Origin of the sequence: Embleya sp. NPDC050493 (assembly GCF_044458105.1) — a bacterium.
Lineage (GTDB): Bacteria > Actinomycetota > Actinomycetes > Streptomycetales > Streptomycetaceae > Embleya.
Genome location: NZ_JBITHP010000027.1, coordinates 1 through 15,601 on the forward strand (window position 1 = coordinate 1; position 15,601 = coordinate 15,601).

Sequence of the window (15,601 nt, forward strand, 5' to 3'; positions counted from 1 at the left end):
CACCCCCGGGGGCCGGGGGGGGGGGGGGGGCGGGCCGGCGCGGGGGGGGGGGGGGGGGGGGGGCGGGGGGGGGGGCGGGGCGCCCCCCCCCCCCCCCCCGCTCCGGCGCCCGGCCCGCACGGCGACAGCACGGCCGACGCACCCGGCCACCCCCGCCCTCGCCCCTGCACCGCCGCCCGGCGAAGCCCTCGGGGATCGGCCGGATGGGTGTCGGGGGCATGAGGGAGGGTGGGTGGGGCGATGGTGGGGGGAGGCGTTCGGTGTGAGGAGTCGTGGCGTGGGGTCGCTGTTGTTTCATGAGGTGGCCGTCGTGTCGCGGGAGATCGCGGGCGAGGCCGGGCGGACCGCGAAGGCGGAGTTGGTGGCCGGGTGTCTGCGGCGGGCGGATCCGGCGGAGGCGACCGTGCTGGTGGCCTACCTGGCGGGCGCGCTCACCCAGCGGCAGATCGGCGTCGGGCCCGCCGCGTTGCGCGACTTGCCGGAGCCGGCCGACACACCGTCGCTGACCCTGCTGGAGGTGGACACCGCGCTGGAGGCTGTCGGCACCACCACCGGTGCCGGTTCGCAGGCCGCTCGACGGGCGCTGATCGAGGCCCTGTTCGCCCGCGCCACCGCGGTCGAGCAGCGGTTCCTGACCGGGTTGTTGGTCGGCGAGGTGCGGCAGGGCGCGCTGGACGGGGTGATGGCGGAAGCCGTCGCGCGGGCCGCCGAGGTGCCGGTGGCGGCGGTTCGTCGAGCGCTGATGTTGCGCGGCGCCGCCGGCCCGGTGGCCGCCGCGGCGCTCACCGGCGGCAAGGCCGCACTCGCCGCCTTCACCCTCCAGGTGGGCCACCCGGTGCGCCCGATGCTGGCCGCCTCCGCGCCGGACGTGTCCGCCGCGCTGGCCAAGCTGCGAGCCAAGGACCCCGATGCCGCCGTCGCGCTGGAATGGAAGATCGACGGCATCCGCGTGCAGATCCACCGCGACGGCGAGCATGTCGCGGTGTTCACCCGCAGCCTGGACGACATCACCACGCGCGTCCCGGAGTTGGTCGAGGCCGTGCGCGCGCTGCCGGTGCACACCGCGGTACTGGACGGTGAGGCGATCGCGCTGCGCCCGGACGGCCGACCGCACCCGTTCCAGATCACCGCGTCCCGGACCGGCACCCACGACGCCGCGCGGCTGCGGGCCGAGACGCCGTTGACGGTGTACCTGTTCGACGTGTTGCACGTGGACGGCACGGACCTGATCGATCGGCCCGGAGCCGAGCGCTGGGCCGCGCTCGAAGCGCTCGCGCCGGCCGAGTTGCTGGTGCCCCGATTGCTCACCGGGGACGATGCCGCCGCCGACACGTTCTTCGCCGACGCGGTCGCGCGCGGGCACGAGGGTGTGGTGGTCAAGTCGCTGGATACCCCCTACACGGCGGGTCGGCGCGGCGCCGGGTGGGTCAAGGTCAAGCCGCGGCACACCCTCGACCTGGTGGTACTGGCCGCCGAGTGGGGTCACGGACGCCGCCGCGGGACGCTGAGCAATCTGCATCTGGGCGCGCGGGACCCGGCCGGGGACGGTTTCGTGATGCTCGGCAAGACGTTCAAGGGGCTCACCGACGAACTGCTCGCGTGGCAGACCGAGCGGTTGCAGGAATTGGCCGTTCGCCGGGACGACTGGACGGTGTGGGTGCGGCCCGAACTCGTGGTCGAGATCGCCTTCGACGGGTTGCAGACCAGTACCCGCTACCCGGGCGGGCTGGCGCTGCGGTTCGCCCGAGTGCTGCGCTATCGCGAGGACAAGACGGCGGCCGAGGCGGACGACATGGACACGGTCCGGGCGCTGGCCTCGGGCGACTGAGCCCGAAAACGGACCGGGCCGCGAGGGCGGACCGAGCCCGGCGATCACCCCGAGCCCGGCGATCGAACCCGGCGCCCGGGCCGGTCGGTCAGTCGGGTGTGGGTGCCGCGATTCGGCGTGGGCGGTAGAGGGCCTGCGCGTTGTCGTGCAGTACGGCGTCGGCCAGGTCCGGGCCGACCGTCTCGGCGATCATGTCGAGGTCGGTGTCGCGGAACGGTCTGGGCGCCCGGGTGGAGGGCAGGTCGGTGCCGGCCAGGAGCGCGTGCGGGGCGACGGCGAGCACGGCCCGCAATGCGGCGGGGACGTCCAGGTCGACCCGGCCGAAACCGGTGGCCTTGACGTAGGCCCCGCGCTCGACCAGGCGCAGCAGGTGCGGCAGGCCCTCCCGGGACAGGCCAAGGTGGTCGATGCTCAGCTTCGGCAGCGTGGTCAGGGCGGGCGGCAGGTCGGGCAGGTCGCGGGCGTCGACGTACAGCTCGGCATGCCACCCGACCAGGTCGTACACGCGATGGGCGAGGCGAGCCGACTGCTCGATCCGGGCGGAGCCGCCCCGACGGATGTTGAACCGGACCGCGCGTACGCCCGCCGCGTCCAGCTCCCGAATCGTGTGATCCGCGACGTTCGCCGGTAGTTGCAGCACGCCGACGAAGCCCGCACCGAGGCGGCGCAGCGCGTCGAGCAGATACGTCCGGTCGAAGCCCTGGAACGAACCGGACACCACGGCGCCACCGGTGACGCCGAGGGACGCGACCCGGGCGAGGTAGTCGGCGACGGTGAAGGTCGGCGGCAGATAGCCGTGATCGGCGACGAGCGGGAAGCGCGGGTCGACGATGTGCAGATGCGCGTCGAACATCGGACGGTCGAACACCGGAGGGTCGACCGTCGGACGGTCGGGGACCGCTCGGTCGCCCGGGTTCGGCGCCGCGCGGGACGGTTCGGACACGACACGGCCTCCGATGCGGTTCGGGACGGCCCGAAAACGACCCGAAAACAACCCGAAAACGGCTCCGGCACCTGCTCGGGCACGTCGCATACCGTAGCGGCTCGCCGACGCGTTGCACCGCAACGGCCGCAGAAGCCGCATACCGTATCCGAGAGTCCGCGGGCAGGGCGAGTATTGGTGCCGACTTCCCGGGCAGGCACCTGCCACGGAAGGCGTCGACGAGGGTGGGGAGGGCCGAGGACGATGGCCGAGTTGCTGCTCGGTCCCGTGCTGCGGCACGTGGATCGTACGAGTGCCACCGTGTGGGTGGAGACCGACGCGCCGTGCGTGGTGACCGTGGCGTGCGAGGACGGCGTGGCCGAGGCCGCCACCTGGAAGGTGTTCGGGCACCACTACGTGCTGGTGGTGCTCGAAGGGCTCACGCCGGGACGGTCGCGGGAATACCGGGTGCTGCTGGACGGGCGGGTGTGCTGGCCGCAGGAGAACTCGACCCAGCCGCCGAGCGTGGTGCGCACCGCTTCGGACGAGGGCGAGGCGGAGCGGGATCTGAACGTGGTGTTCGGGTCCTGCCGCTGGTCGAGTCCGCCGAGCACCGAGGAGGGCGAGGAGCGCCGGATGGATCCGGACGCTCTCGACACCCTTGCCCGCCGGCTGATGCGCTCGCCGGACGAACCGCTGCCGGACGCGCTGCTGTTGCTCGGCGATCAGGTGTACGCGGACGAGACCTCGCGTGCGATGCAGAACCGGCTCGCGCGGCGGCGTGACCTGAGCAAGGCGCCGGGGCCGCAGATCGCCGACTTCGAGGAGTACACGCTGCTCTATCACGAGTCGTGGTCCGATCCGCAGATCCGCTGGTTGTTGTCGACCGTGCCGAGCGCGATGATCTTCGACGACCACGACGTGATCGACGACTGGAACACCTCGCACGCGTGGCGCACCGATATGGCCGCGACCGACTGGTGGTCCGAGCGGATCGCGGGCGCGCTCGCGTCGTACTGGATCTATCAGCACCTGGGCAACCTGGACCCGGCCGCGTTGGCGCGCGACGAACTGTTCGCGGCCGTCCGGGCGGCGGGGCCCGGTGAGGACGTCGGGCCGTTGCTGCACGAGTTCGCGCTGCGGGCGGACGCGGAGTCGGAGGGCAAGGCGACCACCCGGTGGAGTTTCCGCCGCGACTTCGGCCGTACCCGGCTGCTGATGATCGACTCGCGCGCGGGCCGGGTGTTGACCGGGGACGGCCGGGCGATGATCGGTGCGGACGAGCTGGCCTGGATCACCGAGCAGGCGGACGAGGGCGGCTACGACCACCTGTTGATCGGTACCTCGCTGCCCTGGCTGCTGCCGCACGGCATCCACGACCTGGAGTCGTGGAACGAGGCGTTGTGTGCGGGCGCCCGGGGACCGCGGGTGGCGGAATGGAGCGAGCGGCTGCGGCGGGCGGGCGACCTGGAGCACTGGGCCGCGTTTCGTGAGTCGTTCGAGGCGTTGTCCGCGCTGCTCGGCCGGATCGCACTGCACGGACCCCGGTCGGGTGGACCGGTGCCGGCGACCGTGTGCGTGTTGTCCGGGGACGTGCACCACGTGTACGCGGCCGAGGTGCATTGGCTCGTCCCGGGGGAGGGTCCGCGAGCCGGGGATGATCCGGGCGAGTCGGCTCGGGTGTACCAGCTGACCTGCTCGCCGGTGCACAACTCGGTGCCGCCGGCGATTCGGATCGGTTTCCGCTTCGGCTGGGGACGCATCGCGACCCGGCTGGGGCACGTGCTCGCCCGGCACGCGCGGCTGTCCCCGCTGCCGGTCGAGTGGACGAAGCTGGGTGGCCCGTGGTTCGGCAACCACCTGATGACGCTCACGCTGCGGGGCCGCCGGGCCGACCTGTCACTGGAGCGCGCCGAGGGCGGCCGACGAGGCCGCGCGGCGCACCTGCGCCGAGTGGGCCGGGCCGCACTGCGGGAGCGGTGAGCACCCGGCCGTCCCGGCACGGGCGGAGGGGCGGCGGGTCTTCCCGGCCGGCGCCCTGCTCCCGGGTGGCGCCCCCTGCCGGCCGGGGCCCGCGCGGGGGTTGCCGTGCCTCCAAGCGGTCCCTGCCCCGGGCGGTACGTGTTCGGGACGGTGCCGCGCCCCTGAGCGGCCCCGCCGCCGGGCGGCATGTGCTCAGCGGTGTCCGATCACGACATTGCCCACGAAGCCGCCCTTGCGGTAGTAGCGCAACGCCTCCGGAACCTCGTCGAAGGAGAACTCGCGGTGGATCGGCGGGCGCAGCCGCGCGGCCGCCACCGCTCGGTTCAACGCCTCGAACTGCGCGCGGCTGCCCACCGCGAGCGGACGCAGCACGGCGCCCGCGTTGAACAGGGCCGACGCGGAGGGTGATGCGTCGGGGGCGTCCGCGCCCAGCCAGTGTCCGACGAAGGCGATCTCGCCGCCGAGCGCGGTCGCCGCGAGCGACTGGGTCAGGTTGCCCGCGACGTCGACGACCCGGTCGACGCCGCGTCCGCCGGTCACCCGCCGCACCTGCTCGCCCCAGCGCGGATGCTCGCGGTAGTCGACCACCTCGTCCGCACCCAGCGCACGCAGCCGCGCCGCCTTGTCCGGGCTCGACGTGGTGGCGATCACCCGCGCGCCGAACACCTTGGCGAGCTGCACCGCGAACAGCGACACGGCGCCGGTGCCGAGCGTCAGCACAGTCTCGCCGGGCAGCAGCGGCCGACTCCCGGTCAGCGCGTTCCACGCCGTCACCGCGGTCAGCGGGAAGGCGGCGGCCTCCTCGAAGGACAGGTGCTCGGGGACGGGTACGAGCGCCTGCTCGCCGACCACCGCGAACTCGGTCAGCATCCCGTCCCGCGAACTGCCCAACTGCGCGGCGTAGTCGAGCGCGAACGGCCCGTCGATCCAGTCCGGGAACACGGTCGCGGCCACCCGGTCGCCGAGCCGGACCCGGGTGACGCCCGCGCCGATCGCGACCACCTCGCCGACCCCGGCGCAGCCCGGGATCGTGTCGGGCAGCACCGGCAGCGGGTAATCGCCGTCCAGGACCAGCAGTTCGCGCAGGCTGAGCGAGGTCGCCCGGACCCGGACCAGTACCCGACCGGGACCCGGCTCCGGCTGTTCGTGCTCGCGGATCGTGATGCCCTCGATGCCGGCGCCGGGCCGCAGGTGGTAGCTCTTCATCGGGTTTCCTTCCTCGACCGATCGGCCCACCCCGTTCGGCGGGCCATGGCAACGATCATGTGACCGGCGTCGGAGCCGGACAATTCCCCCGAGGGAATTGCCGGGGATACCCTCGGCTGCCTAGAACTGCCTCATGAGCACGACCACGACCCGGCTCCACGGCCCGGACTTCCCCGCCGAGTTGCGGCGCTGGCGCACCGCCCGGCGACTGAGCCAACTCGAACTGGCCGCCCGCGCGGAGACCTCCCAACGGCATCTCAGCTTCATCGAGAGCGGCCGATCGCGCCCCGGCCGAACCATGATCATCCGACTCGCCGAGTCGCTCGGCCTGTCCCTGCGCGAGCGCAACGCGCTGCTGCACACCGCCGGTTACGCGCCGGTCTTCCCCGAATCGGACCTGGACGCGCCGATGTTGCGCCCGGTCCACGACGCGCTGCGTGCGGTGCTCGAAGGCCACCTGCCCTACCCGGCGATGGTGCTGCGCCCGTACGGGCAGATCGTCGCCGCGAACGCGGCGATCGACGTGCTGACCGAAGGAGCGTCCGCGCAGCTGCTCCGCGCCCCGATGAACATGCTGCGGCTGATGCTGCATCCCGAGGGCATGGCACCGCGCGTGCGGAACCTGAACGCGTGGGGCCACCACGTACTGGAGAACATGCGCGCCCAGGCGCTGCGCAGCCCCGACCCGCTGCTGGACGCCTTCATCGAGGAACTGCGCGGCTACGTCCCGGACGCCGAACTGGGCCCCGACCACCTGGGCTTCGCGGTTCCGCTCCGCCTTCGCGACCCCGACGGCCCGGGCGAACTGCGCCTGCTGACCACGCTGACCTCCTTCGCCACGGCCACCGACGTCACCCTCGCCGAACTGCACCTGGAGGCATTCCTCCCCGCCGACGAGGCCACGGCCACGGCTTTGCGCCGCCGGGCGGCCGAACGCTCGTGAGCGAAGCCCGTTTCCCCTGCCGCCGGCGCGTCGGCCGCACGGCGGGAGAACGCGAGACCGCCGTGCCGTCCCGGAAGGGGGACGGCACGGCGGTCTCTTCGAGCAGAGCCTCGGGCTCAGAAATCCTCGTCGAAGGACACCGAGCCGGTGACCGCGACCTGGTAGGCGGAGACCCGCCGCTCGAAGAAGTTCGAGAGTTCCTGTACGTCCTGGAGCTCCATGAATCCGAACGGGTTCGCCGAGCCGTAGACCGGGGTCATGCCCAGCTGGGCCAGCCGGCGGTCGGCCACGTGCTCCAGGTAGGAGCGCATGTCCGTGACCGTCATCCCGGACACGCCGCCCTGGAGCAGGTCCTCGGCGAACGCCGTCTCCGCCTCGACCGCCTCGCCCAGCATGCGCCGCACGTCCTCGGCGAGTTCGTCGTCGAACAGGTCGGGCTCCTCGGCCCGCACCGTCTCCACCACGGCGAAGGCGAAGTCCATGTGCGCCGACTCGTCGCGGAAGACCCAGTTGGTCCCCGAGGCGAGCCCGTTGAGCAGGCCGCGCGAGCGCAGGAAGTACACGTACGCGAAGGCGCCGTAGAAGAACAGGCCCTCGATGCACGCCGCGAAGCAGATCAGGTTGAGCAGGAACTGCCGCCGGTCCTCCCGCGATTCGAGCCGGTCCAGGCCCATCGCCGAGTCGATCCAGCGGAAGCAGAACTCCGCCTTGCGCCGGATCGACGGGATGTGCTCGACCGCGGCGAACGCCTGTTCGCGCTCCTCGTGGTCGGGCATGTAGGTGTCGAGCAGGGTCAGGTAGAACTGCACATGGACGGCCTCTTCGAAGAGTTGCCGCGACAGGTACAACCGGCCCTCGGGCGAGTTGATGTGCCGGTACAGGTTCAGCACCAGGTTGTTCGCCACGATCGTGTCACCGGTGGCGAAGAACGCGACCAGGCGCTGCACGAGGTGCCGCTCCGCCGGGCTGAGCTTGTCCAGGTCGGCCAGGTCGCTGTGCAGGTCGACCTCTTCGACCGTCCACGTGTTGCGGATCGCCGCGCGGTACTTCTCGTAGAAGTCCGGATACCGCATCGGGCGCAGCGTGAGGTTCATTCCGGGATCGAGCAGGCTCACGTGCACGCCTCACAGGCTTCGGGGTTCTCCAGCGAGCAGGCGATGACCTCCAGGTCGGAGATCTCCTCGACCGGCGCGGCCGAGGCCTGGGCCGGCACGGTCGCCTGCTGGATCCGCGTCGCGGGGCGCGAGCGCAGGTAGTACGTGGTCTTGAGACCGGTGGACCACGCGTAGCGGTACATCGAGGACAGCTTGCCGATGGTCGGGTCGGCCATGAACAGGTTCAACGACTGCGACTGGTCGATGTACGGCGAGCGGGCCGCCGCCAGGTCGATCAGCGCGCGCTGCGGCAGCTCCCACGCGGTGCGGTACAACTCGCGCACGTCCTCCGGGAGTTCGGCGATGCCCTGGACCGAGCCCTCGGCGCGCTTGATCCGGTCGCGGACCTCGGGGGTCCACAGGCCGCGGGCCTTGAGCTCGCGCACCAGGTACGCGTTGATCTGGAGGAACTCGCCGGACAACGTCTCGCGCTTGAACAGGTTCGACACCTGCGGCTCGATGCACTCGTAGGCGCCGGCGATCGAGGCGATGGTCGCGGTCGGTGCGATCGCCACGAGCAGCGAGTTGCGCAGGCCGTGTTCGGCGACCCGGTCGCGCAGCGCATCCCAACGCTTGGTCTGCGTCGGGTGCACGCCCTCCCACAGGTCCGGCTGGAGCCGACCGCGCGCGGCGTGCGTCCGGGCGTAGGCCGGGTGCGGGCCGTGCACCTCGGCGAGCGCCGAGGAGGTCTCCAACGCGGTGAGGTAGATCTCCTCGGAGATCAGCGTGGACAGCTCGCGTGCCTCGACCGAGTCGAACGGCATGCCGAGCGTGAAGAACACGTCCTGCAGGCCCATCAGCCCCAGGCCCACCGGGCGCCAGCGCGGGTTGGACGCGGCGGCCTGGTCGGTCGGGTAGTAGTTGATGTCGATGACCCGGTCCAGGAAGACCACCGCGGTGCGGACCGTCGCGCGCAGCTTGTCCCAGTCCATGCCCTCGCCGGCGACCACGTGCGCGCCGAGGTTGACCGAGCCGAGGTTGCACACGGCCGTCTCGCCGTCGCTGGTGACCTCCAGGATCTCGGTGCACAGGTTGGACAGGTGCACCACGTTGCCCGGCTCCGCGGCCTGGTTGCAGGTGCGGTTGGCCGCGTCCTTGAAGGTCATCCAGCCGTTGCCGGTCTGCGCGAGCGTGCGCATCATCCGGGCGTACAGGTCGCGCGCGGGCATCTGCCGGACGAACCGGCCGTCCCGCTCGGCGGCTTCGTAGACCCGGTCGAACTCGGCGCCCCACAGATCGGGCAGTTCGGGCAGCTCGTTCGGGTCGAACAGCGACCAGACGCCGTCCTCCTCGACCCGGCGCATGAACAGGTCCGGCACCCAGTTGGCCAGGTTGAGGTTGTGCGCGCGGCGCGCGTCCTCACCGGTGTTCTCGCGCAGTTCGAGGAACTCCAGGATGTCCGGGTGCCACGTCTCCAGGTACACGCAGGCCGCGCCCTTGCGTCGGCCGCCCTGGTTGACCGCGGCCACCGACGAGTCGAGCGTCTTGAGCCACGGCACGATGCCGTTGGAGTGCCCGTTGGTGCCGCGGATCAGCGAGCCGCGCGAACGCACCCGCGACCATGCCACGCCGATGCCGCCGGCGAACTTCGACAGCCGGGCGATCCGCCCGTACATGTCGTAGATCGACTCCAGCTCGTCCTTGGGCGAGTCGAGCAGGTAGCACGAGGACATCTGGGTGTGCACCGTGCCGGAGTTGAACAGCGTCGGCGAGCTGGGCAGGTAGGCGAGCGAGGACATCAGCCGGTAGAAACCGATCGCCTCGCCGGGCTCCCGGGCCAGGCCGCACGCCACCCGCAGCAGGAAGTGCTGCGGCGTCTCGACCACCTTGCGCGAGACCGGGTGGCGCAGCAGGTAGCGGTCGTACACGGTGCGCAGGCCGAAGTACTCGAACCTGCGGTCGCCTTCGACGTCCACGGCGGCGTCCAGTTCGGCGGCGTGCTTCGCGACGAACGCCGCGGTCTCCGCGCCGATGACGCCCTCCCGGCGACCGAGCGCGATGCCGGCGCTGAACGAGGTGACGCCGGCCGCCAGCGCCTCGTCCGCGATCCGGCCGGCGAGCAGGCGCGCGGCGAGCCGCGAGTAGGCGGGCTCCTCGGCGATCAGCTCGGCCGCGGTGCGCACCGCCAGGTCCGCGGCGGCGCCCTTGTCCGCGCCCTCGTTCAGGCCCGCGACGACCCGGCGGACGACCCGATCCGGATCGACCTCCGGCAGATCGCGCGCCTGGGTGCGCACCAGGGTTGCCAGTTGGTCCTCGGGGCTTTCGTCGATCCGCATCCGGGTCGCGCCCACGCTGTCCACAACGGTCACGTGCTCTCTCCTCGCGAGCTCGTACGTACAGGTGACCCCGCGCCCGAAGGCACGGGCAGCCGGCAGGTATTCGGACTCGCGGGCATGCCGGGGCACCGCCGGGCACGGCATGCTCGGCGGACCGCGGAGTACCTAGTGGTCGTCGCTTCCCGAATGCCTCTCGGCGTTCGGCGCTCCATGACGACGTTCGTTCCCGCTCACCGCTGCGGGGCAGTTCCGGCTTCACACCGGATTCCCTCTCGCGTCGCCTTTCCGCTGAACTCGGAACGGCGAACCAGCTGCGTCGCAGAGCATATATGTAGTGGCGGGGTGGTCGTTGCACCCCCAGGTGTTGTGTCGTGTCGCGGTTCTCGGCGTACCACGGATCGCCACCGGCGGGCCCGCCCCCGGCGGTGCGGCCCCAGGGCACCGGGCGCGGCGGTGCCCTGCGGGCGGTGCGGGACCGGCTCCCGCCGGATGCCCGGCACGACGGTACTCGCGTGCACCGCGTCGAGCGGTCGCGCGACACGCCGGGCGGCGGGGTGTCGTGGGGCCTGCCGCATCCGCCGCGAGGGCGGCGGCCGGGGCGACCCGAGAACGGGTCTCCGCGCCGCGCCCGGCGGGCGGCGGAGGCGGTCGGGCGGTCCGCCGCGGGCGCGGGCGGTGCGCAGGCTCAGGGACGGCCGGTCCGCGGCCCGGAGTACGGCGGGCGGGCGTGTCGGGCCGGGCGGTCGTGTGGTCGGTCCACCGCTCCCGGCACCTCCCGGCCCGAGTCGCGCCACTCCGCGACCAACGCCTCGTAGACGGGGGTCTCGATCGTCTCGGTGGGCCACGGCCCGAACGGGGCCCGCAGGATCTTCATGCCGATCCAACCGCGCGAGGGGGCGTGAAGTAACCACCAACCGGGTGATGCCACTCGGTCGATTGACGTATCGACTCGGATACAGGTAGTCGAAACGGTCCGACTCGCCCGGGAACCCGGGCTCCGGGCTCCGGGCATCGGGCATCGGCGGACGGCGTGCCGCCGCGCGGGGTCGCCGGCCCGGGCCGCCTCATGCCGGCGGCGCGGCGCCCCGTCCCTCGGGGCCCGCCGGGGCTTCCGGGGCCGCGTGGCCCTCGGCGGCCTCGTCCGCGCGCGAGGAGCTCGCCGCCCGGAGTTCGGCGAACGCCTCGGCCAGCGCCGCCGCCGTCCAGTGCGCGTTCAGGCCGCTCGGGTTCGGCAGCACCCAGATCCCGGTGTCGCCGATCGTCTCGTGCTGTCGGCCGACCACCGCCTTCGGCCGGCCGAAGCCGGTCCGGTACGCGCCGATGCCCAACACCGCCAGCCAGGCCGGTCGGTACCGGTGCACCCTGGCCGTGAGCGCCGCGCCACCCGCGATGTACTCGTCCTTGGTCAACTCGTCCGCGCGGGCGGTGGTGCGGGCCACCACATTGGTGATGCCGAGGCCGAGCGCGAGCAGCTCGTCCTGCTCGGTCGGAGCGAGCAGGCGAGGTGTGAACCCGGACGCGTACAGCGCGGGCCAGAACCGGTTCCCCGGACGGGCGAAGTGCCGACCGGTGGCGCCGGACCACAGGCCCGGGTTGATCCCGCAGAACAACACTCGAAGGTCGGGCCCGATCACGTCCGGGATGCTGCGCCCGTGTGCGGCGGCCAGCTCGGCGGCGGTGGGATTGCGGCCCGGCGGGATGGGCAACACGAGCGCTGTCGCGGGGCCCGGCTCGGGCTCTTTCGCGCTCACGGTGCCTCCGCGATCAGCGCCGTGCCCACCGAGCGGAAGCCGAGCCGGCCGTACATGCGCGCCACGTCCTCGTCGCCCGCCGACAGGAACACCGTGTCGTTCCCGCCGTCGAGCGCATGCCCGGCCAGCTCCCAGGTCACCGCCGCCGCGAGGCCGCCGCGTCGGGCCGCGGGGAGGGTGGCCACGCCGACGATCTCGGCCGTGTCGTACAGGTGCTGGTAGCTGCCCACGCACAAAGGCCCGGCCGGGCTGTACGCGGCGAACATCACCGTCTCGCCGGAGCGCAGCCGCTCGTTGAGGTAGGACAGCAGGTTCGGGTCCTGGCCCAGGGCGGTGGTGTCCCGCTCGGTGGGGCCGTCGGTTCCGGACGCGGTGCCCGGGTTGGCGAACCCGACCGTCGCGACGCTGTGCACGATCGCCAGGTCGGTGGCGTCCGCCCGGACCCGACGCACCGTCACCAGATCCGGCAGGTCCGGGCGTTCACCGGGTCGCTCGGTGGGATCGAGCACCATCAGCGGGTGCTCGTGCACGTGCAACTCGGCTTCGATCGCCGCTGCCCGCAGCGCCGGGGTGGTCTCGTCGACCCATTCGAAGGACTCGGGCACTTTCAACTCTCTCTGCCGCGCCCGCACCGCGCGGACGTCCGCGGCGGTGGGCTCGACGGAGCTGCCGAGCGTGGGTCGTGCGTAACGGGGCCATCCCTGGCCCTCCCGGACGAACAGGGTCAACCCGCCGAACGTCTCCGTACGCGTGGCCCGGCGAGCCACCGCGTCGTAGAACGTCTCCAACTGGGCGCGCACCTCTGCGGCGGACTTCGGCATGCGGGCCAGTGTGACACGCCCGCCCGCTCCGATTCCGGGCCGGTGGGCCCGACGCGGACGGGTCGAGCACGTGCCGGTCGGCACCCTTGGGCCCGGGCCGACACGCGCTCGCGCCGGTGTCCGGGCGGCAGGTGATCCGGGCCCGCCCGCGGGCGGTAATTCCGTTGGAGCGAGCGATGGCGCGTCACACAATGGCGGGCATGGCCATTTCCCTGCACCACATCGTCATCGACGCACACGATCTGCCGGGCCTGGCCCGTTTCTGGGCCGACGTCCTGGGGTGGGAGATCCTGTCGGAGCGCGAGCGCGAGGTGGTCATCGGGACCGAGCCGGGCGCGCCGATCGGCATCTGTTTCATGCCGGTCACCGATGTCAAGACGGTCAAGAACCGGCTGCACCTGGACCTGACCCCGGGCGCCGGGCCCGGCGAGCGGGAGGCGGAGATCGAGCGGGTCGTCGCGCTCGGCGCCCGCCGCGTGGACGTCGGCCAGACCGGCACCGAATCGTGGACCGTACTCGCCGACCCGGAGGGCAACGAATTCTGCGTCGTGCGGGCCAAGCGGACCCTGATCGGATGAGCACCGCTCCCGCCCGACCGCGGGGATGACCACGAGGTCGCGGCTTTCGTGGCGCCTCGCGCGCGCTCGACCGCGGGAGCCGGGGCGCACGCGCCGGATTCGCCTGCGAGCGCGGTGCGTTCGCCCCGGTCGGTCGGATCAGGCCGGGTTGCTCGGCGGGTTGCCCGGGCCCTGCCCGCGACCGCCGCGGCGGCGGCCGAGGCGGTCGCGCACGAGCCGACGGCCCTGCTCGACCTGTCGCGGATTGCGGCGGATGTAACTCTGGATCTTCTTGAGCGTCTTCGACAGCGAACTCATGTCGTGGTCCCTCCCTGAAGCCCGGACAGACGGGCCCCGGCGTCCCCGAGGGCGCCGATATCAGGTATTTGCCCGACTCCGGCCCGCATACGCGGTCGGCGCCGCCGCAATCGGCCCGATCCGGGCCGCCGTCGGCCCGGTAGCCTGCCGACATGTCGCACGTGATCTCGGTGAACCTCGCCCGGCCACGCCCCAATCCGGCCAAGTCCGGCGCCGGGACGACCGGAATCGACAAACGACCCGTCGATCATCCGGTCGCCGTGCGCGCGCCCGGATCCGGACCCGGGGGACTGGGCAGCGGGCTGGTCGGCGACGGCGTGTACGACCGGCACAACCACGGCGGGAACGATCAGGCCGTCTACGCCTATTCGCGCGAGAACCTGGACATGTGGGCGCGGGAGCTCGGCCGCGAGCTGGGCAACGGCAGCTTCGGGGAGAACCTCACCACGTCCGGCCTGGACCTGGAGGCCGCGCTGATCGGCGAGCGGTGGCGGGTGGGCGCGGCCGGCGCGCTGTTGGAGGTGTCCGTCCCGCGCATACCGTGTGCGACCTTCGCGCTGTGGCTGGACGAGCGCCGATGGGTGCGCAGGTTCACCGAACGCGCGCTTCCCGGTGCCTATCTGCGGGTGATCGAACCGGGCGAGATCGGTGCGGGGGACACGATCACGATCGCCTCCCGACCGGCCCACCACGACCTCACCATCGGCGAGTGTTTCCGGGCCCTGACCACCGAGGCCGACCTGCTGCCCCGGCTGCTCGACGTCGCGGAACTGCCCGACCACGTACGCGAGGTGGCCCACAAGCGCACCGCCGCGATACCCCCGCCGGACCTGTTGCCCGCACCGGGCGCCGAGTAGCCGGCCCGCCGCGCGGCCCGCCCGTTCCCGCCGCGGTGCCCGGTCGGTCCGGAACGGTGCGTGGCGCCCGGGGTCACGCGGCCGCCGGGTGGCTGCGATCGGTGGCCAACTTGACCGCGAGCCCGCCCAGGACGGTGCCCATCACGTAGCGCTGGATCCGCAGCCAGGACGGCCGCCGGGCCAGGAACACCGCGATCGTGCCGGCCGCCAGGACCAGGATCGTGTTCACCGCGAGACTGATCAGAATCTGGATCGTGCCCAGGGCGAACCCCTGGAGCAGCACGTGTCCGGCGGAGGGGTCGACGAACTGCGGGATCAGCGACAGGTACATGATCGCGGCCTTGGGGTTCAGCAGGTTCGTCACCAGACCCATCGTGAACAGCCGCCGGTTCGAGTCCGGGGCGAGCTCCTGCGGGGCGAACGCCGAGATCCCACCCGGCCGCAGCGCCTGCCACGCGAGCCAGCCGAGGTAGCCGGCACCGGCGAGCTTGACCGCGGTGTACAGCTCCGGCACCACCAGGAACACCGCTGACAGGCCGAGGTTGGCCATCGACATGTAGATCAGGAAGCCGAGCCCCACACCCAGCAGCGACACCAGGCCGGCCCGGCGACCCTGGGTGATGCTGCGCGAGGTCACGTACATCATGTTCGGCCCGGGCGTCAGCACCATCCCGAGCGCCACGGCGCTCACCCCGAGTATCGCGCTGGTCTCGATCACACTCGCCCCCGCAGGTGGTACGGGCAGTGGCCGCAATCCTCGCCGCCGCCGTTCGCTGGTCGGGCAATTCTGTCCGGTCCCCGCTTTTCCCGGCAACCGGGTTGCCCGGTGGTCGCCGGCGCACGGGATCGGCCCCCATCGCCCCGGATCCGTGAGCCGGTGGATGTGTCGGCGGCCGGGGACGGTGTTCGCCGCGCCGCCGGCCGCCGCGACGAGGGCGTGCGGGCCGACACCCGCAGGCGGGAAAAAACCCGTGGCAGGCTCGGC

14 protein-coding genes and 1 riboswitch are annotated in these 15,601 nt (G+C 72.5%); of the genes, 5 read left to right on the forward strand and 9 right to left on the reverse strand.

The features are described from left to right. Positions 1-286 precede the first annotated feature (286 nt). A complete protein-coding gene (locus tag ACIBM5_RS36520) occupies positions 287-1,828 on the forward strand; it encodes an ATP-dependent DNA ligase (RefSeq protein ID WP_396011138.1) in 1,542 nt (513 codons plus the stop codon). An 88-nt stretch (positions 1,829-1,916) separates the two neighbouring features. Here the strand turns inward: ACIBM5_RS36520 and ACIBM5_RS36525 are convergent, their stop codons facing one another. Next, on the reverse strand, positions 1,917-2,696 hold the full coding sequence (locus tag ACIBM5_RS36525) for an amidohydrolase family protein (RefSeq protein ID WP_396011008.1): 780 nt from the start codon (positions 2,694-2,696) through the stop codon (positions 1,917-1,919). A 318-nt stretch (positions 2,697-3,014) separates the two neighbouring features. Here ACIBM5_RS36525 and ACIBM5_RS36530 point away from each other — a divergent pair, with 318 nt between their 5' ends. Beyond that, the gene (locus ACIBM5_RS36530; RefSeq protein ID WP_396011009.1) at positions 3,015-4,733 is read left to right on the forward strand and encodes an alkaline phosphatase D family protein; all 1,719 of its coding nucleotides are present in this window, start codon (positions 3,015-3,017) and stop codon (positions 4,731-4,733) included. Positions 4,734-4,925: 192 nt separating this feature from the next. Here ACIBM5_RS36530 and ACIBM5_RS36535 read toward each other — a convergent pair whose 3' ends face one another. Continuing rightward, on the reverse strand, positions 4,926-5,939 hold the full coding sequence (locus ACIBM5_RS36535; protein WP_396011010.1) for an NAD(P)-dependent alcohol dehydrogenase: 1,014 nt from the start codon (positions 5,937-5,939) through the stop codon (positions 4,926-4,928). A 133-nt stretch (positions 5,940-6,072) separates the two neighbouring features. Here ACIBM5_RS36535 and ACIBM5_RS36540 point away from each other — a divergent pair, with 133 nt between their 5' ends. Beyond that, positions 6,073-6,882, forward strand: a complete 810-nt coding sequence (locus ACIBM5_RS36540) for a helix-turn-helix domain-containing protein (RefSeq protein WP_396011011.1) — start codon at positions 6,073-6,075, stop codon at positions 6,880-6,882. Between the two features lie 116 nt (positions 6,883-6,998). Here the strand turns inward: ACIBM5_RS36540 and ACIBM5_RS36545 are convergent, their stop codons facing one another. The 5 genes from ACIBM5_RS36545 to ACIBM5_RS36565 all read right to left on the reverse strand — a co-directional run bounded on the left by ACIBM5_RS36545 (position 6,999) and on the right by ACIBM5_RS36565 (position 12,884). Next, positions 6,999-7,976, reverse strand: a complete 978-nt coding sequence (locus ACIBM5_RS36545) for a ribonucleotide-diphosphate reductase subunit beta (protein ID WP_396011139.1) — start codon at positions 7,974-7,976, stop codon at positions 6,999-7,001. Positions 7,977-7,993: 17 nt separating this feature from the next. Then, complete coding sequence (locus ACIBM5_RS36550; protein WP_396011140.1) at positions 7,994-10,312, reverse strand: ribonucleoside-diphosphate reductase subunit alpha; 2,319 nt, start codon at positions 10,310-10,312, stop codon at positions 7,994-7,996. Between the two features lie 76 nt (positions 10,313-10,388). Further along, positions 10,389-10,639, reverse strand: a riboswitch (cobalamin riboswitch). Positions 10,640-10,997: 358 nt separating this feature from the next. Continuing rightward, entirely contained in the window at positions 10,998-11,186 is a 189-nt protein-coding gene (locus ACIBM5_RS36555) for a hypothetical protein (RefSeq protein WP_391582184.1), read from the reverse strand. Positions 11,187-11,376: 190 nt separating this feature from the next. Continuing rightward, a complete protein-coding gene (gene mug / locus ACIBM5_RS36560) occupies positions 11,377-12,012 on the reverse strand; it encodes a G/U mismatch-specific DNA glycosylase (protein ID WP_396011141.1) in 636 nt (211 codons plus the stop codon). A gap of 47 nt (positions 12,013-12,059) precedes the next feature. Continuing rightward, positions 12,060-12,884 carry a GNAT family N-acetyltransferase gene (locus ACIBM5_RS36565; RefSeq protein ID WP_396011012.1) on the reverse strand — a complete coding sequence of 275 codons (825 nt, stop codon included), beginning with the start codon at positions 12,882-12,884 and terminating at the stop codon, positions 12,060-12,062. Positions 12,885-13,084: 200 nt separating this feature from the next. Here ACIBM5_RS36565 and ACIBM5_RS36570 point away from each other — a divergent pair, with 200 nt between their 5' ends. Next, positions 13,085-13,462, forward strand: a complete 378-nt coding sequence (locus ACIBM5_RS36570; RefSeq protein ID WP_391582187.1) for a VOC family protein — start codon at positions 13,085-13,087, stop codon at positions 13,460-13,462. Between the two features lie 138 nt (positions 13,463-13,600). Here ACIBM5_RS36570 and ACIBM5_RS36575 read toward each other — a convergent pair whose 3' ends face one another. After that, entirely contained in the window at positions 13,601-13,759 is a 159-nt protein-coding gene (locus tag ACIBM5_RS36575; protein ID WP_396011014.1) for a hypothetical protein, read from the reverse strand. A 152-nt stretch (positions 13,760-13,911) separates the two neighbouring features. Between ACIBM5_RS36575 and ACIBM5_RS36580 the strand changes: the two genes are divergently transcribed. After that, positions 13,912-14,616, forward strand: coding sequence for an MOSC domain-containing protein (locus ACIBM5_RS36580; protein WP_396011015.1), 705 nt, complete (start codon positions 13,912-13,914; stop codon positions 14,614-14,616). 73 nt (positions 14,617-14,689) lie between these two features. Here ACIBM5_RS36580 and ACIBM5_RS36585 read toward each other — a convergent pair whose 3' ends face one another. Further along, complete coding sequence (locus ACIBM5_RS36585; RefSeq protein ID WP_391582190.1) at positions 14,690-15,334, reverse strand: LysE family translocator; 645 nt, start codon at positions 15,332-15,334, stop codon at positions 14,690-14,692. Positions 15,335-15,601 lie beyond the last annotated feature (267 nt).